This is a genomic window from Bacillus paranthracis (assembly GCF_001883995.1).
Lineage (GTDB): Bacteria > Bacillota > Bacilli > Bacillales > Bacillaceae_G > Bacillus_A > Bacillus_A paranthracis.
Genome location: NZ_MACE01000022.1, coordinates 71135 through 94210, shown reverse-complemented (window position 1 = coordinate 94210; position 23076 = coordinate 71135). Strand labels below are relative to the sequence as shown.

Here is a 23076-nt window from a genome sequence, read left to right as displayed (position 1 = left end):
TAAAAGCGCTTGCATAATTAAAAATCCGAGTTATAATACTTGTATACAAGTATACTTGATTAACACGAGGTGGATTTATGACGAAATCAATGGAATTTCTTTATCCTGAAAAATGGCTTTCAAAAGCTTCTACAGGTGATCGTGTTGCGAGCGAATTGAGAATGCGCATTATTGCAGGTGCGATTGAAAGCGGTACCATCCTGTCAGAAAATAAAATAGCTGCCGATTTTTCTGTAAGTCGGTCACCCGTTCGTGAAGCATTAAAATTACTAGCTTCTGAAAATATTATTCGCTTAGAAAGAATGGGCGCAGTTGTCATTGGTTTAACCGAGAAAGAAATTGAAGAAATATATGATGTTCGTTTACTTATAGAAACGTTTATCTTTGAGCGACTTGGAAAGATGGACACAAATGATTTAGTAAGAGAACTAAATAAAATAATGGAAATGATGAAAATCGCCATTAAGTATCATGATTCTGATGAATTTTCTTATCAAGATCTCTTATTCCATGAAACGATTATTCGAACCATTGAGCATTCCTACATCCTGATGATTTGGAATAATTTAAAGCCCGTTATGGAAAGCTTAATCCTTTTATCAATGCGTACTCGTTTCAAGGAAAAGTACGAAGATTTTGAACGGATTATTAAAAATCATGAGCTTTATATAAAAGCAATCGAATCAAAAGATCGAGCCCTCATGATTAAGGCCTTACATCAAAACTTTGATGATGTTCAAGGGAAAGTCGAAGACCTCTGGATGTCACAACAAATGTTATCTAAAGGAGTTGAGCAAGGACATGAGTAGCTATATGTTAGGTATAGATATCGGTACAACAAGTACGAAAGCAGTTTTATTTACTGAAAAAGGCGAAGTCATTCAAACCGAGAATATTGGTTATCCACTTCGCACACCGGATATATCCACAGCGGAACAAGATCCAGAAGAGATTTTCCAAGCTGTTTTACAAGCGATATCAAATATAACGAAACAGCATTCAGATAAAAAACCATCGTTTATTTCATTTAGCAGTGCTATGCATAGTGTCATTGCTATGGATGAAAATGATCAGCCGCTGACACCTTGTATCACTTGGGCAGATAATCGTAGTGAGGCATGGGCACATAAAATCAAAGATGAATTGAATGGCCATGCAGTTTATAGACGAACAGGAACACCTATTCACCCAATGTCACCATTAAGTAAAATTACATGGATTGTGAATGCCCATCCGGAAATTGCGATTAGAACGAAAAAATATATTGGAATTAAAGAATATATCTTCAAAAAATTCTTTGATCAATATGTTGTTGATCATTCCATCGCCTCGTGCATGGGTATGATGAACTTAAAAACGCTAGATTGGGATGAGGAAGCTTTAAAAATTGCTGGTATAACATCAGCTCAATTATCTAAACTCGTACCAACCACCAAAATATTCAGCAACTGCAATCCAGATTTAGCCCAAAAGATTGGTATCGATTCCCAAACATCGTTTGTCATTGGTGCTAGTGATGGGGTGCTTTCTAATCTAGGTGTGAATGCAATTCGGAAAGGGGAGATTGCTGTCACAATTGGAACAAGTGGTGCTATTCGGACCATCATTGATAAACCACAAACAGATACAAAAGGAAGAATATTTTGTTATGCCTTAACAGAAAAGCATTGGGTAATTGGTGGACCAGTAAACAATGGAGGGATGGTCCTTCGCTGGATTCGTGATGAACTTGCTTCATCAGAAGTAGAAACTGCGAAAAGACTAGGAATTGATCCATACGATGTATTAACTAAAATAGCAGAACGCGTGAGACCTGGTGCAGACGGATTATTATTCCATCCGTACCTCGCAGGGGAACGTGCACCATTATGGAATCCAGATGTACGTGGCTCCTTCTTCGGTTTAACGATGTCACATAAGAAGGAACATATGATTCGTGCAGCTTTAGAAGGTGTTATATATAATTTATACACTGTATTTTTAGCATTAACAGAATGTATGGATGGTCCTGTAACTCGTATTCAAGCAACAGGCGGTTTCGCAAGGTCTGACGTTTGGCGACAGATGATGTCCGATATTTTTGCATCTGAAGTCGTTGTTCCAAAGAGCTACGAAAGCTCTTGTCTAGGTGCATGTATATTAGGTCTCTATGCCACAGGAAAAATTGATTCTTTTGAAATCGTTTCCGAAATGGTTGGTAGTACCTACAAACATACACCGAAAGAAGAAGCAACAAAAGAATACAGACAATTACTGCCTATATTTATTAACCTATCAAGGGCGTTAGAAGATGATTATACACGAATTGCAAATTATCAAAGAAATTTAATAAAGTAAAACTTTCATCAGTAATCTCCCACGCCTCGCTTCTATCTAAATCTCGAGGTGGTGGGGGCCTTACTGCCCACGAATAGCGGGATAAATACAAATACAGCTAAGATTAGGGGGGAACTACGATGCCATTAGTCATTGTAGCAATTGGGATTTTAGCATTACTTTTACTGATTATGCGCTTTAAATTAAATACCTTTATTTCATTAATCATTGTATCCGTCGGGGTTGCGTTAGCACTTGGAATGCCACCAGAAAAGATTTTTAAAACCATTGAAGCGGGATTAGGCGGAACACTTGGGCACTTAGCGCTCGTTTTTGGACTTGGTGCGATGTTAGGTAAGTTGCTTTCAGATTCTGGGGGTGCACAACGCATTGCCATGACCCTTGTGAAAAAATTTGGTGAAAAGAACATTCAATGGGCTGTTGTGACTGCCTCATTTATTATCGGGATTGCATTATTTTTTGAAGTAGGATTAGTATTATTAATTCCGATTGTATTTGCAATTTCAAGAGAATTAAAAGTTTCTATCTTATATCTCGGTATTTCGATGGCAGCTGCTTTATCTGTAACACACGGATTTTTACCACCACACCCAGGACCAACTGCTATCGCTGGTGAATTGCATGCAAACATCGGTGAAGTATTACTTTACGGTTTTATGATAGCGGTTCCAACGGTTGTGTTAGCTGGACCTGTATTTACTAAACTTGCAAAAAAACTAGTACCTGAGGCGTTCACAAAAACCGGTAATATACAATCATTGGGTGAGCAGAAAGTATTTAAACTTGAAGAAACTCCTGGTTTTGGAATCAGTGTTTTTACCGCTTTACTGCCTGTTCTTTTAATGGCAGTCGCTACAATTATTACTTTGTTGCAAAAAACAATGGGATTCAAAGATAATAGTTTACTAGCAACGATCGAGTTTATTGGGAATGCGGATACTGCCATGTTGATATCCTTACTAGTTGCGATCTATACAATGGGATTGGCAAGAAATATTCCAATCAAAAACGTGATGGAATCTTGTACAACAGCGATCTCGAATATTGGGATGATGCTCTTAATTATTGGTGGAGGCGGCGCTTTCAAACAAGTATTAATTGATGGCGGCGTTGGTAACTATGTAGCCGAATTATTCAAAGGAACTTCCTTATCACCGATCTTGCTCGCATGGATTATCGCTGCCATCTTACGTATTTCATTGGGATCTGCTACGGTTGCTGCATTAACAACTGTCGGTTTAGTGATTCCGATGTTAGGCCAATCTGATGTTAACCTTGCTTTAGTTGTCCTTGCAACAGGGGCTGGTAGTTTAATTGCTTCACACGTGAACGATGCTGGTTTCTGGATGTTCAAAGAGTACTTTGGTTTAAGCATGAAAGAAACATTTGCAACATGGACTTTACTTGAGACTATCGTTTCTGTAGCCGGATTAGGGTTTACTTTATTATTAAGTTTATTTGTATAGATCTTTCTAAACAGTAAAAGGGATACGGAAGCTGTTTAATGTGATTTTTCATAATTAACCAGTTATTTTTCATGATTGATTAATAAGGATGAAAATTTCTCTTTATTTTTTAACTTGATAGTGATGTGCCGTGTCCCTTTAACCTTTTGCACGAATACTGGCAGAGCCTATTGAAATGAAAAAGTTGGATTATTTGATTAAAGTGTTATTTTAGGTATATATACTATAATACAGAGTAACATACATGGAAAGGAACGATAGAATATGGAAAAGTTACAAATTGGAGTTGTTGGTGTGGGCGTTATGGGAAAAAGCCTCGCACTTAACTTTGAGAGCAAAGGGTATTCTGTTGCCCTATATGATATTTCAAAGGAAAAAGTTGATGAAACCATTGAGGAAAACCGTGGTAAAAACTTAGTTGGTACTCATATAGTTGAAGAGTTTGTTAACTCACTTGAATCGCCTAGAAAGATTTTATTAATGGTTAATGCGGGGGAAATTACAGATAAAGCGATTGATTCTCTAGTCCCTCACCTCGATAAAGGTGATATTTTAATTGACGGTGGTAATACATACTTTGTCGATACAATTCGCCGAAACAAACGTCTTGCCGAAGAAGGAATCAATTTCATCGGGGCAGGTGTGTCAGGCGGCGAAGAGGGTGCATTGAAGGGACCATCTATTATGCCAGGCGGACAGAAGGATGCATACGAAAAAGTAAAGGATATGCTTGAAAACATCTCTGCAAAAGTGAATAACGAGCCTTGCTGTTCTTATATCGGACCTAATGGGGCAGGACACTATGTAAAGATGGTTCATAATGGTATTGAGTATGGAGATATGCAATTAATTTGTGAAGCATATTTCTTCTTGAAACAAACACTAGATTTGACTGCAGAAGAGTTCCATGAAATATTTGCTGAATGGAATAAAGGTGAACTGAACAGCTATCTAATTGAGATTACAGCCGATATTTTCAAGAAGAAAGATGAAGAAACTGGTAAGCCATTAGTGGATGTTATTCTTGATACTGCAGGACAAAAGGGTACAGGGAAATGGACAAGCCAAAGCGCACTTGATTTAGGTATCTCTCTGCCTATTATCACGGAATCTGTATTTGCACGTTGCATTTCTGCTTTAAAAGAAGAGCGTGTGAACGCAAGCAAAGTTTTATCTGGACCTAAAGATAAAACGGCAATTGGAGTTGAAAAAGCCGAATTAATTGAAGCGGTGCGCCAAGCTTTATATATGAGTAAAATTTGTTCTTATGCACAAGGATTCACGCAATTGAAGGCAGCTTCTGAGGAATATGATTGGAACCTTGATTTTGGCAGCATTTCTATGCTTTGGAGAGGCGGGTGTATTATCCGTGCTGCCTTTTTACAGAACATTAAAGAGGCTTATGAGACTAACACTGACCTACCGAACCTTTTACTTGATCCATACTTTAAAGAAATTGTAGAGTCATATCAAGGTGGATTACGCCAAATTATCTCAATGGCGGTGCAACAGGGCATTCCGATACCTGCATTTTCAGCAGCAATTTCTTATTATGACAGCTATCGTACTGCCAAACTACCTGCAAACTTGTTGCAAGCGCAACGCGATTATTTTGGAGCGCATACGTATAAACGAGTAGATAAAGAAGGTACATTCCATACAAAATGGATATAAAATAAAAAATGGACTAAGATTAAATTCTTAGTCCATTTTTTATTCCACAATTCGTAGGCTATAAGGCTCCCACTGATGGAAGTTCACTTTAAACGAATGTATGAATCAAAATGCGTTTATTTTTCCCATTTAGATGAAAACCACATAATCTTTAATTTGAGTGGATAGAACTCTATAGATTAAAGTTTTACTTTATCAACTTCACTTTTACTTATCTGAATTTTCCGTTACTATTTTAAGTAGCCGTGAACAATTTCCTTTATTATGACAAAAAGGGAAGAGAGATTTATGGACATTGCAAGGGGGCATATGGATGAAAGTGAGTGAAAAAACATATTTAAGTATAGAAGAGGTTATTTCATTACCAACCTTATCAAGTACTAATATAAGCGACGATGGCAAAAATGTAGCATTTGTTAAGAGGACAGCTAATTGGAAAGACAATACATATAGAAATTATGTATGGATATATGAAAAAGGTAAAGGGAAGAGTTATCCACTGACAACTGGAGATATAGATAGTATACATCCATTATGGTCTCCAGATTCTAAGAGCATTGCTTACCTTAGCTCAGGTGGTGACGGGGATATGAAAAATCAGATCTTTGTTAAGTCACTAGACGACTATAGTAAGGTTAAAATTACTGATGAGAAAGAGGGAATCAGTAATTTTAAATGGGATCCTACCGGTAAAGGTTTTTATTATATTACACAGTCAAAAGAATGTGAGGAAATAAAGAAACGTAAGGAGCTATATGGAGATTTTCAACATGTAGGTAAGGAACATCAAAATAATTGTTTATGCTACGTTGAAATAGAAAAAGTGATACAAAATGATAAAGAGGAACGAGAGATTAACGGTGTTTATCAATTAACTGATGGTAAGGATTTTTATATCCATGACTTTGATATTTCAAATGATGGGAAAAAAGTTGTATGTATGGCTACACCAAGCCTAAACGATTATATGAATGGCGATCTATACATATTAGATGTTGAAGCTGAGGAACTACAAAAGATGAATGTAGATAGGTTGTTGGGCGGGAGCGTTTGCTTTTCTCCTGAGGGCAACAAAATATGTTACTCAGCAAGCATAAGAGAGAAGGAGTATTATAGAAACCATATACAAGAGAGTACATTAGAGATATATGATATGAATACTGGAGAGGTACTTCAGCCCTTAACAAACTTTGATAGTACGGTTATGCCATTACAGTGGACAGCTAAAGGGATTTTAATTAGATGGCAGGATAAAACGAATTATCGTATTGGATTACTAGCTGAAGAGGGCACTATGGAAGTATTAAGTGACAACGTAGATGGTTTTATAATGGATGCTTCTATAACAAAGGATGGAAATCATATAACCTATAGTAAAGCTATAACAAATGAGACCTTTGAAATCTATTTGGACGATAAAAAAATAACGAATGAAAATAGCTTTTTCGAAGGGAAGCTTAAAAGCAACAGGGAAATCATCTCATGGCAAAGTAGTGATGGTCTTACAATAGAGGGTGTTTTATCAAGACCAGTAGAGTTTGACTCAAATAAAAAATATCCTTTATTAGTAGTAATTCACGGAGGTCCGGCTTGGGCATCTTTTCCGATATTTTCAGACTGCTTCAATGAGAAATATCCGATTGAACAGTTTGTTGAAAAAGGCTTTATCGTTTTAGAGCCAAACTATAGAGAAAGTTCTGGTTATGGCAATGAATTTTTAAAAGCGAACTACAGAAAACAAGGACTTGCTGATTACGATGATGTTATATCAGGGGTGGATAAGCTAGTTGATCAAGGGATGGTAGATAAAGATAGAGTAGGAGTTATGGGATGGAGTAACGGAGGATATATATCAGCTTTCTGTGCTACATTTAGTAGCAGATTTAAGGCGATTTCAGTTGGGGGCGGAATTACGAACTGGATTACTCATTACGTAAATACAGATATCCCTTACTTCATTAGGATGCATTTAGGAAATACTCCATGGAATGATCCAGATATATATACGAAAACATCACCAATGACGTATATTAAATCAGCTTGTACGCCTACGTTAATTCAACATGGCGAAAAGGATGCAAGAATTCCAGTTACAAATGCATATGAGTTATATGAAGGATTAAGAGATATGGAAGTTGATACAGAACTAATTATATTTAAAGAAATGGCATATAGTTCTGACCAACCAGGAGTTCATGTGGCTATTATGAAGCAGAACTTGATGTGGTTTTCACATTATATTCTTGGAGAAAGTATGGAGGATTTTAGTACTATATAATGGATATCCGCACAGGGATTATTCGTTGTGCAACTGGGCCAGATTGTTGTAAACTGCAAGTAAACCATTATTGAGAAGATTTAAGTGGTTATAAGGAAGCTTAATTCGGAGGACGAATATGACAGAGAATAAAAATGAGTTATCTGTAGAACAACGTGAAGAACTAATAAAAGTATTACAAGCCCGTTTTGAGAAAAACATGAACCGCCATGAAGGTCTTGAATGGGCTAAAGTTGAAGCGAAGATAGAAGCTAATGCTGAAAAATTATGGTCACTTAATGAAATGGAAGTAACAGGCGGTGAGCCGGATGTTGTTGGATATGACAAAGAGAAGGACGAGTATACTTTCTATGATTGTTCAAAGGAGAGTCCTAAAGGTCGTAGAAGCCTTTGTTATGATCTTGAAGCGTTAGAATCAAGAAAGAAGCATAAACCAGAAAATAACGCTATTGATGTGGCAGCCGCTATGGGTATTGAACTATTAACTGAAGAACAATATCGAGAGTTACAACAACTTGGAGATTTTGATATGAAATCATCAAGCTGGGTACAAACACCTTCAGATATTAGAGAACTCGGTGGTGCGTTATTTTGCGATTATCGCTTCGGACATGTTTTCGTGTACCACAATGGAGCAGACTCTTATTATGCTGCCAGAGGTTTTCGTGGCTCGTTAAGAGTTTAAATTTGGAGTAAATAAAAAAGAGCCTATACGCAGGCTCTTTTTCTTATTTATATTTTAAGAGTAAACCGTTACTACGCAGTTTTACTTAATTTATATGTTCCGTGGTTGTTTTTACGGAAAAGTTTTGGGAAAACATAGCCATCTAATCCAATGCGTCCAGCATTCTGTCCTGCAACTAAAATGAACATAGTTAAAATAAGCAGGTTTGGGTTTACACTAACAGTTCCGCTTAATAAAAATGCAAGATTCATTATGATTCCGAAAAATGCAGCTGTTTTTGTTAATCCGCCTAAAATTAAACCTAGACCTACTAAAATTTCTCCCCATTGAACTAAAAAGCTAAATAGGTCTGCATTTGGAAGAACAAAGTGTTGAAGGAAATCTGCCCACCAACTTTGTACGGCAGGGTGGTCACCTGATGCTTGAGCAATAGCGCCCTTTAGAAAACCACTTGCATCAAAAGATTGTCCAAAGACTTTGCCGATTCCAGCAGCGAGCCATGTATATCCTATGTAAAGTCGTAAAAATAATAATATGAAAGCAGCACGTTTATCAGTTCTTAAAAAATTGATAACCATTGAAATCCCTCCAATATTGTATTTACAAGTTTATTATATATCCATTGTGAAAAAAATCACAATAGATATAATGTGAACAAATATATGATTTTTTATTTATAAAATTGCACCTAAAATATTATGAAGTTTATTTTTGAAAATTAAGCAATAAATGAGAGATGGGAGCTATCTATTGTAGCGGATAGCTCCCGTAGTAAACAGGTTTATGTGTGTTCTTTAAGTTCATCTGGGCGTTCCTTATTATTTCTCTGGTTTTATATAAGGAACAATTTGTGCAGTAACCCCTACAGAAGCACCACGAATAAAGTTTTGGTTTTCTAATGCCTTAAAGTTTTCCGTTTTTCCTGTTAGCATAACACCTAAAATCTTCACTTGATCAAATGGTTTGTTTTCATTTGATTTTAAAAACTTTTGAATGTCCTTGTCATACCTATCATTATATTGTTTAAGGGAATCAAAGAACCCTTTGTACGATTCTTCGAGAGGGGTTCCTGGCTCAAATCCATAAACTGGCATACCGGCAGGACCTCCGCTTTCATCTCTAATAGGTGAGACCATATATAGCCATACGATATTTAAGTTGTCTGGTATTTTTGTTTGAATTTCTTTTAATGTATAAGGTTGATCGAAAGAGATAGCGACTTCCGCAACATAGTTTTCCATTTTGGAAACTGCACTTAATTCATTTTTGACTCCATCGTAATATTCCTTGATAGCTGGATTATAAAATGTGGCAACTTTATTTTTCGTTTGTTTATCGTAATTATAAGACTCTGTATTAGACCTCCCCCAATGAGTTGCTGGTATTACCTCATTGTAATCGATGTTAGAGCGAAACCAATCGTAAGGGCTTGTCAGTGTATTCCATTTCACTACGTAACCATTAATATTTTTAGAACGATTTGATGTAATATTGCCGCCAAACATAGAGGAGCTACTCGTTACTTGAGAATCAATTTGTACATTCGGTTCTGCAATTGAATTATATAAAAAGAGTTGTTCGTGAAGCCTCATAGAGCCTTTCGCTGCGAAGTAATTACCCACTTTATAAATGATAGGGATAAGTATGATGACAACGATAATAGAAGTAATGATGATTTTAAGTAACTGTTTCCTTTTAGCTTTTTTTAATGCATCTTTTAAAGAAGTATCCATTAAGGTTTTCCTCCTACTGTAGAATGAATTGTTTTACGTGCGCGATGTAACTTTTGTTTGACGCTGTTTACTCGAATATCTAGTATTAGTGCGATTTCTTCATATGTAAAATCATAATAATACTTTAAAAAGAAGGCTTCTTTGTATTCAAGTTTTATATCTTTTAATAGATAGAAAATCTCATCTTTATTTAAAACAGTATCCAATTCCCGGTCTGTATATTGTAATTTTGAATAAATCTCTTCAGTTAAATAGATGTTCTGTTGCTCTTTTTTTCTCTTTAAGTCAATGTATTCATTTAATGCGACTCTGAAAAACCATGGACGTATGTTATCCTCGGTTAAGCTATCTAGCAATGTGTATACTTTATAGAAGGTATTTTGGATGATGTCTTCCGCATCTTCTTTTATAGCCCCTTTCGCTAATAATAGTTTGAACACTTCCTCTCCTAAATTGATAAGATAGGAGGTTAATATATTTTCTTTTCCCATCATTTTTCCTCCCTACACTTATACAACGAATAGGTAATAGTAAATGTATACACTTAAATGCAAATTTGTTATTAACTACGGTTTATAGTACATGATACTTCATGAATAGGAGTAATTATTTCGTTTTTTGAAATATTAAATCTTTAATGTTAAAATGAAATTTAGAGATATATGGAAAGGAGACAAGGACTCAATATGTGGATGAACTTGTAATGATTCGAAATTAGATAGATGAATTTTTCTCTCATAAGTGAGGGGGTATTTAGCTATCTGTAAATCATGCAAGGACTGCATATTTGGCTTGTGCATCCCCTTTGTAAGGATAGATACGTATGTGGGGAAATTCATATCTCTTATATAAAATATGCGTCCTTTAAAATTGGAGGAGTATATGATGAATCAATTAAAACATAAAGTAGCAGTTGTTACAGGTGTAAGTCGTTTAGATGGTATAGGCGCAGCAATTTGTAAAGAATTAGCTGAAGCAGGATACGATATATTTTTTACGTATTGGACAGAGTATGATAAAGAGATGCCTTGGGGCGTTGATCAAAGTGAACAAATACAATTACAAGAAGAGTTACTAAAAAACGGTGTGAAAGTATCGAGTATGGAGTTAGATTTAACTCAGAATGATGCACCGAAAGAGCTTATAAATAAAGTTACTGAACAACTAGGCTACCCTCATATATTAATTAATAATGCAGCGTATTCTACGAATAATGATTTCTCTAATTTGACTGCTGAAGAATTAGATAAGCACTACATGGTCAATATTCGTGCGACTACATTATTAAGTAGTCAATTTGCCCGAGGGTTTGATAAGAAATCTGGTGGTAGAATTGTGAATATGACTTCGGGACAATTTCAAGGGCCTATGGTTGGAGAACTAGCGTATGCAACAACGAAGGGGGCTATTGATGCTCTTACTAGTTCGTTGTCAGCCGAGGTAGCTCATTTAGGAATAACAGTGAATGCAATTAACCCAGGTCCAACTGATACAGGCTGGATGACTGAAGAGATAAAGCGAGGATTAAAACCGATGTTTCCATTTGGTAGAATTGGTGAACCAAAGGATGCAGCAAGACTTATTAAGTTTTTAGTAAGTGAAGAAGCGGAATGGATTACTGGACAAGTTATTCATTCAGAAGGTGGATTCAAAAGGTAAAAAGAAGGTATCTCACCCTGGTGAGATACCTTCTTTTTTAATCTTTCTTCAATCTTCGCGCAATACCATTCCCTAAAGACTGTAATCCTTGAACGAGGATAATTAAAATAAAGACAGTTGCATACATTACTTCAGGTTCATAGCGTAAATGTCCGAATCGATATGCTAAATCCCCTAGCCCACCAGCGCCTACAAGACCAGCCATTGCTGTTGCGCCGATTAAGCCAATCGTTGCAATTGTTAATCCAAGTACAAGGGAGGGACGAGCTTCTTTCACCATGACGTGCCAAATAATTTTTATAGTAGAAACGCCCATCGCTTGGTAAGCTTCAATCACACCACGATCGACTTCTAATAATGCGGTCTCCATCAATCTTGCGATATAGGGAGCAGTGAAGACGACAAGCGGTACGATAACACCTTGTACACCAATGGATGTTCCCATTAGAAATTTTGTAAAAGGTAGAATGAAGAATAATAGGATGATAAATGGAAGAGAGCGAATGATATTAATAATTGTATTAAGAATTGGATAAATGATTTTGTTTTCTCGCTGTCCACCAGGTCTCGTTAAAACAAGTGTGACACCAAGTGGCAGTGCAATAAGGATCGAGATGAGTAATGAAATAGATGTCATTTGAAAAGTTTGTATGGTCGCCTCCCATATAACTTTACCCCATTCATCCAAAAAGGACTTGTTTTCCATGGTCTGTTCTACCTCCTTCTACGATGATTCCCTGTTCTTGTAAAAATGATAAAGCACGGTTGATTTCATTTTGTTCCCCTTGCATATGGATGATAAGTTTCCCGTATGCTTCATGTTTTAATTGAGTAATATTACCGGATAAAATATTCGGATATACTTGGAATCGTTTTGTAGCGACAGCTAATGCTGGTTCTCCTGAAGAATTTCCTATAAAAGAAAGAGTTACAATTTCACCAGTAGTTTGAAGTTCTTTTTGTACCTCTTCTGGAATTTTCGCTGCAAATGCGCTATTTACAAATTTCTTCGTTGTTACATGTTGTGGGTTTGTAAAAATATCTTTCACAGTCCCGCTTTCAACTACTGCTCCATGTTCCATAACAGCAACTCGGTCGCATATACGCTGGATGACATTCATTTCATGTGTAATTAATAAAATTGTAATCCCGATTTCCTCATTAATCTTTAATAATAGGTCAAGAATAGAATCAGTTGTTTCTGGATCTAAAGCGCTCGTTGCTTCATCACTTAATAACACTTCCGGTTCATGTGATAGTGCACGCGCGATGGCTACACGTTGTTTCTGGCCACCAGAAAGTTCACTTGGATAGGCGTCTTTTCGATTAAAGAGATCGACAATACGTAAATACTTTTCTACCCTTTTTTCAATTTCTACTTTTGGAATGCCAGCAAGGCGTAAAGGTAGTGCGATATTTTCATAGACGGTAACGGTTTTAAGTAAATTGAACCCTTGAAAAATCATCCCGATTTTTTGTCTCGCTTTTGCTAGTTCTTTTGTAGACAGTGTTGTTAAATCTTGCTCGTTTACAATAATATTTCCTGTTGTTGGTTTTTCTAATAAATTTACACAGCGAATTAATGTACTTTTGCCAGCGCCGCTATATCCAATGATTCCAAATACTTCGCCCTTTTTTACTTGGAGGGAAGTAGACTTAAGAGCTTCCACATTCCCCTTTTTTGTTGTAAATACTTTGGATACATTTTTTAATTCAATCATTATCGTCAGCTCCTACCAAGACGGTAAAACAGAACCATCAAATTTTTTATCGATAAATTCTTTTACTTCTTTAGATTGATAAGCTTTCTTTAATTTATTTAAAACAGCATCATCTTTATTTTCAGTACGAACAACGACCCAGTTCACATAGGGTGAATCTTTTCCTTCGCGGAAGATAGAATCTTTCGCAGGGCTTAATTTTGCGCCTAATGCAAAGTTTGTATTAATGGCAGCTGCTTTCACTTCACTTAGTTGTGTTGGTAATTGAGATGCCTCTAATTCAACGATCTTTAAATTTTTTGGATTTTCAATTACATCTTTTGCAGTCGCTTTTTCTGTCGCTTTTGGATCCACTTTTAAAACCCCTGCTTTTTCAAATAGTTTTAAAGCTCGAAGTTCATTCGTTGGATCATTTGGTACAGCAATTGCATCGCCCTCTTTTAATTCTTTTACATCCTTTAAGCTTTTTGAATATACGCCCATAGGGAATGTTACTGTTGAAAATACTTCAGTTAATTTCATATTACGTTCAGCTTTAAATACGTCTAAATATGATTTTGTTTGATAGCTATTTACATCAAGGCTTTTTTCATCGAGGGATACGTTCGGTGCTACATAATCATTAAATACTTTTATATCAATTTCGAGACCGTCTTTCGCTGCTACTTCTTTTACCTTTTCAAAAATTTGTTCATGTGGCCCTCCTGTTACACCGACAGTAATCTTTTTCTCATCTAACGCTTTTACTTCTTTATCTGAACTCCCGCTACATGCGCTTAATAATAATACAGCCCCACTTACAATGCTTAATAGTACTTTCTTCATCTATAATTCCCCCTTAAATATACGTTCCAAAATAAAAGCACCTCTCAAAAATAAGAGAGGTGCCGAATAGACAAAATAGATTCCTCTCTTATCTTCCAAAACGAGAACTCGTTTTGCAGGAATTAGCACCTTAGCTTATACGTTATAAGCTCGGTTGCCGGGCATCATCGGGCCAGTCCCTCCGCCACTCTTGATAAGAGTATGTGTATGTAGTTTTTTTAATATGGTACTAATAGTAAATCTTACAAAAAGAATTGTCAACGTTATTTTCTGAATATATTTTATTTTAAGGTAATCGAAACGTTCCCCTTTTTATGCCCTTTTTCTACATATATATGAGCTTCAGCAATTTCTTCTAATCGGTAAGTTCTATCAATAACAGGCTTTAAATTTTCTGTTTCAGTTAGTTTTTTTAGTAGAAACATATCTTCTTTACTTACCTTTGCCATCATTCCATTAACAGATACATATATTCCATTAGGTGTTAATACTTGTTTACAAAGGGATTTTTTATATTTTCCAACTGCATCAAATATAACATCATAGTATTCCCCCTGCTTAGTAAAATCTTCTTTCGTATAATCGATTACTTTGTCGGCCCCTAAAGATTGCACGAGTTCAAAATTTGAATGACTACAAACAGCTGTAACGGTTGCGCCGAAATATTTAGCAAGTTGTACGGCAGCTGTTCCTACTGATCCAGATGCGCCATATATTAGTACTTGTTGCCCCCTTTTTATACGGGCCTTTCTTAGGAAGTGTAGTGCCGAAGTTGCGCCAAAGGGAATAACTGCTGCTTCCTCATACGTTACATTGGTAGGTTTTAATGCTACTAATCCACTTTCATGTACACATGTATATTCTGCATAACCACCGACATTAAGCTCTGTTAATGCAAAAATTTGATCTCCTTTTTTAAATTGAGTTACATCTGTTCCTATTTCTTCGATTTCGCCGGATAACTCTACACCGAGTATAGGCTTTCTCGGTTTTCTAAAACCTAATATGATTCGCATAGGAATCCAAAATAAGAGAGGGCTATTAAACCCACGTATTCTACAATCTCCAGTCGTTACACTCGTTGCGTGAATCTTGACTAATACTTCGTTCTTTTTAGGTATAGGTTTCTCTATATTTTGAAGCTGAAGAACGTTAGGTGGTCCATACTGTGTGCAAATGATCGCCTTCATAATGACCTCCTGAAATGAGTTGTCGTTATTTACATCATATTTAAACTCTTCATTAAACATGTCGCTATATAGCGAATATAGATTGAAATTTATATAGATTCATAGGAAAAGAGATGATATTATTTTGGGAAAGGGGGGCGGAATTATGAAAAAAATTATTTTTATTTCAAGTTTAGTGCTTGCAATCAGTCTAGGGGTAGGATGTAGTAATGAGAAAACAGCAAAGACGGATGAGCCGAAAAAAGAATCCGTTCAAAAAGAAAAGGAATTAACGGCGAAAGATGTTTTCAAGAAAACGAATGAAGCTTTTAAAAATGAAGAACATGTAACGATGACATATGGTGTAGGGGTAAAAGCTGAGGGAACAGAGATGGATATATTAAAGGCTAAGATGCAATTAGAGCCAAAGACAAAGAATTCTCGTTCTGAAATGAATATTTCCGGTACAGATGTTGTAGTGTATACTGTGGATGGTAAAGTTGCTGGTGAGGTAAAAAACCCTAATACAGGAGAAGTTATAACCGTACCAGAGGAGCAATTAAACGCTGGTGGAATGAAAGCGACTCAAGATATTATAGATAAATTAGAAGTACCGGAAGTAGTTTTAGATAAAATGAAGCTGGAGAAAAGCGGAGATAAATATAAACTGAAATTTACATTAAAAGGGCAAGAAACAGAAAGTATGTTAACTAGCATGGATGAAACGCAGAAGAAAATGTTACAAGCACAAAATGCGAAGATAGAAGAAGTGGATGCAGAATATATCATTACAAAAGATTTTAAATATGAATCAGCAAAGATAGACATGATTATGAGTAGTAATGGAAAGGATAAAGCACACATTATTACGAACGCAAAATATACGTCGTATGAAAAGTTTGACCCAATACAATTGCCAGCAGCAAAGTAACAGTTTTGATGAGGAGGGACCTAAAATAAGGTCCCTCTTTTTTGTATTCTTTCTTCATAGGAAAATAGGTACAATATAAAGAGGCAAAGATGTAGAAGAGGAGAGTGTCATTTGAAAAAAGGAAAGATAGCGGTGGTCATTGTAGCATATACTGTTTTGTTTGCAACATCTGTACATACATATAAAAAACAACTCGATCATCCTATTATGAGTGATGTAGGTAAATTGCTTCCGACAAAAATAAAACGTGTTGAAAGTGCTACTGATGAGCAATCGTTAATAAAATTAGTGCAAGATGCGAATGTTTCTGGAGAGAAGATTTCTATTGCTGGTATGCAACATAGTCAGGGCGGGCAGACGTATTATCCACATGGTACGATGCTTGATATGAAAGGGTATAATAAAATATTAGAATTTGATCCAGAGAAGAAGCGCATTACAGTTCAAAGTGGTGTCACGTGGAATGATATTCAGAAGAAAATAAATCCATATGGTCTTGCTGTTCAGGTGATGCAATCGCAAAATATTTTTACGGTTGGTGGTTCATTAAGTGTAAATGTACATGGTCGTGATATTCGTCATGAGGCATTGATTGATACAGTCGAATCATTTCGATTACTAATGGCAGATGGCACTGTACGTAATGTAAGTAGAGAAGAGAATGCGGATTTATTTCCTTACGTCATTGGCGGTTATGGGTTATTTGGTGTCATTTTAGATGTGACTTTAAAGTTAACAAATGATGAATTATATGAAACGCATACGAAAATGCTAGATTATAAAGAATACACGTCTTATTTCAAAGAAAAAGTGAAAAAAGATGCTAATGTTCGTATGCACTTAGCTCGTATTTCTGTTGCTCCAAATTCATTCTTAAGAGAAATGTATGTGACAGATTATACATTGGCACAAAATCAAAATATGAGGGAAGAGTATAGTGAACTAAAAGAAGAAACTATTATAGCAGCGCCGAAATTTTTACTTGGATTATCACGCTATAGTGATTGGGGAAAGAATACGTTTTGGGATATACAAAGAAGTTATTTCGAACGTACAGATGGAAAGTATGAGACGCGAAATAATGTTATGAGGTCAGATAGTGCCTTTATGGAATATGAAAATCCGAATAGGACAGAGGTGTTACAAGAATATTTTGTGCCTATAGATTCTTTCACGGAATACATAGATAATTTACGTAACGTATTAAATGAAGAAGAGTTTAATTTGCTCAATATTACGATTCGTTACGTGGAAAAGAATGAAAATGCAGTTTTATCCTATGCGAAAGGTGATATGTTTGCACTGGTTCTTTTAATTAATCAAGGGCGTTCTGAAAATGAGATAAAGAAAACAGAGGATGTTATTCAGAAGATGATTGATGTTACGTTAAAGCATAACGGTAGTTATTATTTACCGTATTATTCTTATCCAACGAAAGAGCAGTTAAAGAGAGCATATCCTCGTATAGAAGAATTTCTTCAGAAGAAAAAAGAAGCGGATCCAAAAGAGAGATTTGTGAATTTATTTTATAGGGAGTATACGAAATGACATATAGAAGATTTGTAGCTTCACAAAGCATCATTATGATGGCAGGAAGTATGGTATTTCCTTTTTACATTCTATTGCTTCGGAATGTTGGAAATAGCTTCTCACAGTTTGGCTGGGCATATGGCTTATTTGCCTTAACTTCAGCTCTAGTATATCCGTTAGTTGGAAGAATATCTGATAGAGTAGGTGATAGAAAGTTACTAATTATATACGCCTGGTCTATGGCAATATTAATGCTTTGTTTTCCTATTGCAACAGAAGTATGGCATGTATACATTCTTCAAATTTTAATGGGTATTTTAGGGGCTGTGCAGCGTAATACGGAGAAGACTTCGTTAGCACGAAAAGTTGTACAAGAAAATGCTGGTTATGAGATTGGAAAATATCATGTGTGGACATCGATTGGAGGAGCAGTAGCAATTATTGCAACAGGATATTTAGTAGATTTCTTTACGATCGGCACGATTTTTTATATTGCATCTATCTTATATGTAGTGAGCGGAGTTGTACTAAGTAGTAAAAAAATATAATAATTCCCATTTTTACCTGAATAACCTTTATTTGTTATACTAAAGGGGAAGACAAAAGAAAAGGGGACATTGCCTTTGATGAAATTTTTAATTTTAGCTATTCTCACTTTGTTTTTGATTCCATGGACAAGAAGAAGCGGTAGTAAACTTCGAGCAGTGGATAAGAAAGGGGATGAGAAGGGTGTAAAGGGTAAGAAATCATCTATTTTAGTTATTCCAGTTTTATTTTGGATAGGTATTGCAATCTATGAATATTTTTGGCTAATTGATGATCGAGCAGATTCAATTCTTACTCATTATTCTGTTGCAGTAGCGATTTTAATTGGGCTTGTTTTATTTTCCCAAGATCAAATAGGTAAATTAGAAGGCACGTTAAAAGGACTTCTAATGTTTGTTTTACTTGCAAGTTACGGCTACTTTGGTTATTTGCACGATATAGTAATCTCGCAAAAGAAATATGATTCTGTTGTAAAGGTAGAGAAAGATATTTCAGAGCCATTTACTGAAAATGATCAGCCATTTACAGTGCCGCCAAAGACAGCGGAGAATAAGATGAAAAAAGTATTTGGGGATATTCCGAAAGTAGCTTATTTTGAGCTAGGAGAATTAACGCCACAAATGGTAAATGGCGAGGCTTTATATGTAGCACCGATTGAAGTTTCAGGATTTTTTAAAGCACGTAAAGCTGAGACAATTCCAGGGTACGTCACGATGTCAGGTACGAATCCTGATGCAGAAGCAAAGCTGCACCTTGGTTATAAAATGAAATACGTGCCAAGCATGTTTTTCGGAAATAATTTAGAGCGTGTGGTAAGGAAAGCAGAACCAAATTTAATCTTTAAAGGAAAACCTAAATTTGAAGTGGATGATAAAGGGAAACCGTATTATACAATGACGTACGGTGAATTTATTTCAGGAAGATCTGGATTTGAGGTAGAGGGCGTTGTAGTAGTAGACGCACAAACAGGTGAAGTGAAAAGATACGATAAAGGAAAGGCACCTAAATTTGTTGATGGTGTATTAAATCACGAGACCGCATCTACATTAAATACGTATTTCGGTAAGTACATTCACGGATTTTGGAATACAAAATTCTCGCAAACGGACATGAAGATTCCGACTGAGTGGGGAACGAAAGAAGGAGTTACACCAATCTTCGGTAAGGATGGAACGTTATATTACTTTACTGATTTCACCTCTCCGAAAGAGGGAGTAGATTCTGCACTAGGTTATTCACTTATCGATGCGCGTACAGGTAAGTTGTATTACTATAACGGAAAAGAAGTAAAGGGAATTATGGATGGTTCGGCTGCTTCGGAAGTCGTGGATAATTCCTTTAAGAGAGAGAAATGGCATGGAACGATGCCGGTTATTTATAACGTGTACGGTAAACCTTCTTGGATTGTACCTGTTATTGATGATGGAGGGTTAGTGCGTGCCCATACGGTTATCTATGCTTCTAATGCGAAAATATTTGCAACAGGTTCGACGCAAAAAGAAGCGCTTGAGAATTATAAAAATGCGCTGAGTGGAAGCGGAGATTCATTTAGACCGACTTCAAATGGAAAAGAGGCGCAAAAAGAAGGCGTTGTACAACGTGTATATAAAGAAAAATCAGGTGAAAATACAATTGTTTATGTACTGTTGGAGAACGAACAAAAAGTGTTTATGATACCTGCGAAAAAGTTCCCATATGCTATGTTTACAGAAGTGGGAGATCCAATTCAAATCACATATTTAGATACAGGAGAGGCGATGTCTTCCGTATCTAAATTTACAAATAGTAATTTGAACAAGTAAAGCGATAGAGATTCTATCGCTTTTTTTACAAAATTAAACAGGAAAATGCGCTATACTTGACGTATGTTTATGTTGTAACTATAATTGTTACGATTTAGTATGTATAGGAAAGGGTGAACGAAAAAAGTGAATGAAGTTAATCAGGAAATATATAAGCCTGTAAAGATGAACAGGTTATGGATGATTCTTGTATTAGGAACACTTACGGCGATTGGACCATTATCTATTGATATGTATTTGCCTTCGTTACCGAAATTAACGGATGACTTGCAAACAGGTGCATCTCTAGCACAGCTTACATTAACAGCTTGTTTGCTTGGGCTTTCAGTAGGACAATTATTTGTTGGCTCAATTAGTGATATTTACGGAAGACGCAAACCTCTTATTATTGCTCTTATTATTTATGTTGCTTCTTCTTTACTTTGTGCTGTTGCGCCATCTATTTGGACTTTAGTGTTATTACGCTTTCTACAAGGAGCTTCAGGGTCAGCCGGTATTGTTATATCACGTGCAATGGTACGTGACATGTATTCAGGTTCTGAAATGACGAAATTCTTCTCACTGCTTATGTTAGTAAACGGAGCAGCACCTATTTTGGCACCGATTATTGGGGGACAATTATTACAGTTTACAACGTGGCGCGGTGTCTTTATCGTTCTCGGAGCAATAAGTGTATTCATGTTAATATCAGCTACTTTCGTATTGCGTGAAACATTACCTCCTGAAGAAAGAGAAACAGGCGGTTTGTCAGGGACGTTAGCGACGTACGGAAAATTGTTAAAGGACCGTTTGTTTATGGGATATGCATTGTCACAAGGATTAGTAACGGCGGCAATGTTTGCATACATTTCGGGATCACCATTTGTGTTGCAGAACATATACGGAGCATCACCACAGCAATTTAGTTTATTCTTTGCAATCAACGGTATCGGTATTATTATTGCGAGTCAGGTTACGGGTCGTTTAGCAGGGAAAGTGAATGAGAAGACATTATTTGTCTCTGGTATTGTTATTGCAGCTGTTGGTGGTTTATCTTTACTACTAACAATCTTATTAGGAATAGGGTTAATTGGTGTTTTATGCTCGTTATTCCTTGTCGTATCAAGTGTTGGGGTTGTCTCAACAACTGGGTTCTCATTAGCGATGAGAAATCAAAAACAAGCTGCAGGAACAGCATCAGCTTTATTAGGCTTATTACAGTTCATTTCAGGAGCGCTTGTTGCACCGCTAGTAGGTATTGGTGGAAGTAATACCGCATTACCGATGGGTGTTGTAATAGCTCTTTGTGAAATTGGTGCGGTACTATGCTATTTATTTATGGCTAGAAGAAGTGAAAAGCAGTTTGAACTGCAAGCAAGACAAAATTTAGAGGCTTAACAAAAAAGAACTGATTCAAAGGGAATATTTGAATCAGTTCTTTTTTTCATTTCTTTGAAATACCTCATATAGTTTTATAAGGTGCTGTAGTAAAGCAGTGCAAAAGTTATTTGTATAAAGTGACGATACTGTGACAAACATGTTGGTATATATATTACGATGTCGTCTTAAGTGTAAAAAGTAGGATGTTCTCGGTATAATAACAAGTGGAGATAAAAGAAACTATAATGAGTAGTAGCTGTAGATAAAAGGAGAAGAAGAGATGAAGAAGGTTTTGGGTATTGCTGTAATGGGAAGTATGATCCTTCTAGCAGGATGTAATGGAAATAAGGATACGAAAGAACCGAAAGAAAAGGTAGAGCAATCTACAGAACAAACAGAAGAAATGAAAGAATACCGTGCAGTACATGAAAAATACGATTTGAAAATGAATAAAGAAATTAATAACGCACTGCAGTTATTTGAAGTGGCAAAAGAAAAGGGCGGTAAGGAAATAACGACTGCTACATATAAAGAAGATGTGCAAAAGGTAACAACGAGCATGTTAGAAGATATTGATCATATACGAAAAGAAATTCGTGTTCCGAAGTCGAAAGAGCAAGAACATGAGGTATATGTCGGTTTCTTGAATGAATCGGAACAAGCAATGAAAAAATTACAGAAGTTAGCTAAAGAAGAAGATTCATCGTTGATTCGTGATATAGAAATTAATTTTGCAACAGCATCGACATACTATAAACGTTTTCAAGCAGAAACGAAAAAATAACCTTGCCTGTGCAAGGTTATTTTTTCTTCTTACGATCGCCGTCTTCATCCTCGGATACTAATACCTTCTGTTCTTCGTGAAATTCGGAAATAGTTTGCCCGGTAATATTATCAAAGGGGGTGTAAAAAGAGGTAATGCTTTTCTTTTTAATGAAAAGTTTATAAAATCCAATGATAACAAGTATAACGATTGTTAATGGTAATCCTATAGTTGCTAGAAGTAAGGGATCCATCATATAACTCCTTTCATATCGTTTTTTTTTATTATAGGCGAAAAACTGTAATTTAGATAAACACACTATTAAAAACTGATTTTTCTAAATATATCCAATTTGATTGACTTTTCATTTTTTCAGAATTATAATTCGAAATATACAATTTGAACCAAATAATAAAATAGCAATTTACTTATCCAGAGAGGTAGAGGGACTGGCCCTATGACACCTCAGCAGCGGGTTCTGTAATAGGAACACCGTGCTAATTCCAGCAAGCAAGTCTTGAAAGATAAGTGATAGGCCTTTGTTTATTAAGCCTTGATCTTATTTTTTAAGATCAAGGCTTTTTGTATTCTAAAAAGA

At 36.0% G+C, this 23076-nt stretch carries 21 protein-coding genes and 2 riboswitches; of the genes, 13 read left to right on the top strand and 8 right to left on the bottom strand.

All coding sequences use genetic code 11. From position 1 onward, the window contains the following. The first annotated feature begins 77 nt into the window (after positions 1-77). The 6 genes from gntR (at position 78) to BAQ46_RS11145 (ending at position 8440) form a co-directional block, all read left to right on the top strand. Positions 78-809 carry a gluconate operon transcriptional repressor GntR gene (gene gntR / locus BAQ46_RS11170; protein ID WP_000167471.1) on the top strand — a complete coding sequence of 244 codons (732 nt, stop codon included), beginning with the start codon at positions 78-80 and terminating at the stop codon, positions 807-809. Beyond that, positions 802-2337 carry a gluconokinase gene (gntK, locus tag BAQ46_RS11165; RefSeq protein ID WP_071741932.1) on the top strand — a complete coding sequence of 512 codons (1536 nt, stop codon included), beginning with the start codon at positions 802-804 and terminating at the stop codon, positions 2335-2337. The genes gntR and gntK overlap by 8 nt, the downstream gene beginning before the upstream one ends. 119 nt (positions 2338-2456) lie before the next feature. Further along, positions 2457-3803 carry a gluconate permease GntP gene (gene gntP, locus BAQ46_RS11160; protein WP_001131723.1) on the top strand — a complete coding sequence of 449 codons (1347 nt, stop codon included), beginning with the start codon at positions 2457-2459 and terminating at the stop codon, positions 3801-3803. A 264-nt stretch (positions 3804-4067) separates the two neighbouring features. Further along, positions 4068-5477: an NADP-dependent phosphogluconate dehydrogenase gene (gene gndA / locus BAQ46_RS11155; RefSeq protein ID WP_000413557.1), complete on the top strand. Its 1410-nt coding sequence runs from the start codon at positions 4068-4070 to the stop codon at positions 5475-5477. Positions 5478-5790: 313 nt separating this feature from the next. Continuing rightward, positions 5791-7755, top strand: coding sequence for a S9 family peptidase (locus tag BAQ46_RS11150; protein WP_071741931.1), 1965 nt, complete (start codon positions 5791-5793; stop codon positions 7753-7755). 118 nt (positions 7756-7873) lie between these two features. Then, on the top strand, positions 7874-8440 hold the full coding sequence (locus BAQ46_RS11145) for a DUF4256 domain-containing protein (protein ID WP_071741930.1): 567 nt from the start codon (positions 7874-7876) through the stop codon (positions 8438-8440). A gap of 71 nt (positions 8441-8511) precedes the next feature. Here the strand turns inward: BAQ46_RS11145 and BAQ46_RS11140 are convergent, their stop codons facing one another. The 3 genes from BAQ46_RS11140 to BAQ46_RS11130 form a co-directional block, all read right to left on the bottom strand. Continuing rightward, the gene (locus BAQ46_RS11140; RefSeq protein WP_061130846.1) at positions 8512-9018 is read right to left on the bottom strand and encodes a DoxX family membrane protein; all 507 of its coding nucleotides are present in this window, start codon (positions 9016-9018) and stop codon (positions 8512-8514) included. 240 nt (positions 9019-9258) lie between these two features. Further along, positions 9259-10173: a sigma factor regulator N-terminal domain-containing protein gene (locus tag BAQ46_RS11135; RefSeq protein ID WP_071741929.1), complete on the bottom strand. Its 915-nt coding sequence runs from the start codon at positions 10171-10173 to the stop codon at positions 9259-9261. After that, on the bottom strand, positions 10173-10664 hold the full coding sequence (locus tag BAQ46_RS11130) for an RNA polymerase sigma factor (protein ID WP_071741928.1): 492 nt from the start codon (positions 10662-10664) through the stop codon (positions 10173-10175). The genes BAQ46_RS11135 and BAQ46_RS11130 overlap by 1 nt, the downstream gene beginning before the upstream one ends. A 391-nt stretch (positions 10665-11055) precedes the next feature. Between BAQ46_RS11130 and BAQ46_RS11125 the strand changes: the two genes are divergently transcribed. Next, complete coding sequence (locus BAQ46_RS11125; RefSeq protein WP_002170348.1) at positions 11056-11832, top strand: SDR family oxidoreductase; 777 nt, start codon at positions 11056-11058, stop codon at positions 11830-11832. A gap of 37 nt (positions 11833-11869) precedes the next feature. Here the strand turns inward: BAQ46_RS11125 and BAQ46_RS11120 are convergent, their stop codons facing one another. The 4 genes from BAQ46_RS11120 to BAQ46_RS11105 all read right to left on the bottom strand — a co-directional run bounded on the left by BAQ46_RS11120 (position 11870) and on the right by BAQ46_RS11105 (position 15568). Then, positions 11870-12538 carry a methionine ABC transporter permease gene (locus BAQ46_RS11120; RefSeq protein ID WP_000428874.1) on the bottom strand — a complete coding sequence of 223 codons (669 nt, stop codon included), beginning with the start codon at positions 12536-12538 and terminating at the stop codon, positions 11870-11872. Beyond that, positions 12513-13553, bottom strand: a complete 1041-nt coding sequence (locus tag BAQ46_RS11115; protein ID WP_000571351.1) for a methionine ABC transporter ATP-binding protein — start codon at positions 13551-13553, stop codon at positions 12513-12515. The genes BAQ46_RS11120 and BAQ46_RS11115 overlap by 26 nt, the downstream gene beginning before the upstream one ends. Positions 13554-13565: 12 nt before the next feature. Next, a complete protein-coding gene (locus BAQ46_RS11110) occupies positions 13566-14378 on the bottom strand; it encodes a MetQ/NlpA family ABC transporter substrate-binding protein (protein WP_000757002.1) in 813 nt (270 codons plus the stop codon). An 85-nt stretch (positions 14379-14463) separates the two neighbouring features. Next, a riboswitch (SAM riboswitch) is annotated at positions 14464-14578 on the bottom strand. An 81-nt stretch (positions 14579-14659) separates the two neighbouring features. Then, entirely contained in the window at positions 14660-15568 is a 909-nt protein-coding gene (locus tag BAQ46_RS11105) for an NAD(P)-dependent alcohol dehydrogenase (RefSeq protein WP_000643888.1), read from the bottom strand. A gap of 145 nt (positions 15569-15713) precedes the next feature. On the opposite strand from BAQ46_RS11105, the gene BAQ46_RS11100 reads away from it, so the two are divergent. The 6 genes from BAQ46_RS11100 to BAQ46_RS11075 all read left to right on the top strand — a co-directional run bounded on the left by BAQ46_RS11100 (position 15714) and on the right by BAQ46_RS11075 (position 22499). Beyond that, positions 15714-16478: a DUF6612 family protein gene (locus BAQ46_RS11100; RefSeq protein ID WP_000720045.1), complete on the top strand. Its 765-nt coding sequence runs from the start codon at positions 15714-15716 to the stop codon at positions 16476-16478. 111 nt (positions 16479-16589) lie between these two features. Beyond that, positions 16590-18026, top strand: coding sequence for an FAD-binding oxidoreductase (locus tag BAQ46_RS11095; protein WP_071741927.1), 1437 nt, complete (start codon positions 16590-16592; stop codon positions 18024-18026). Beyond that, positions 18023-18556, top strand: coding sequence for an MFS transporter (locus BAQ46_RS11090; protein ID WP_000222369.1), 534 nt, complete (start codon positions 18023-18025; stop codon positions 18554-18556). The genes BAQ46_RS11095 and BAQ46_RS11090 overlap by 4 nt, the downstream gene beginning before the upstream one ends. A gap of 78 nt (positions 18557-18634) precedes the next feature. Beyond that, complete coding sequence (locus BAQ46_RS11085) at positions 18635-20356, top strand: DUF3981 domain-containing protein (RefSeq protein ID WP_071741926.1); 1722 nt, start codon at positions 18635-18637, stop codon at positions 20354-20356. A 165-nt stretch (positions 20357-20521) separates the two neighbouring features. Further along, positions 20522-21733, top strand: a complete 1212-nt coding sequence (locus tag BAQ46_RS11080; RefSeq protein WP_116777230.1) for a multidrug effflux MFS transporter — start codon at positions 20522-20524, stop codon at positions 21731-21733. A gap of 262 nt (positions 21734-21995) precedes the next feature. Continuing rightward, on the top strand, positions 21996-22499 hold the full coding sequence (locus BAQ46_RS11075) for a hypothetical protein (RefSeq protein ID WP_000756528.1): 504 nt from the start codon (positions 21996-21998) through the stop codon (positions 22497-22499). A gap of 16 nt (positions 22500-22515) precedes the next feature. Here BAQ46_RS11075 and BAQ46_RS11070 read toward each other — a convergent pair whose 3' ends face one another. Next, positions 22516-22731: a DUF3951 domain-containing protein gene (locus BAQ46_RS11070; protein WP_000371392.1), complete on the bottom strand. Its 216-nt coding sequence runs from the start codon at positions 22729-22731 to the stop codon at positions 22516-22518. A 172-nt stretch (positions 22732-22903) separates the two neighbouring features. Next, positions 22904-23009: riboswitch (SAM riboswitch) on the top strand. Positions 23010-23076 lie beyond the last annotated feature (67 nt).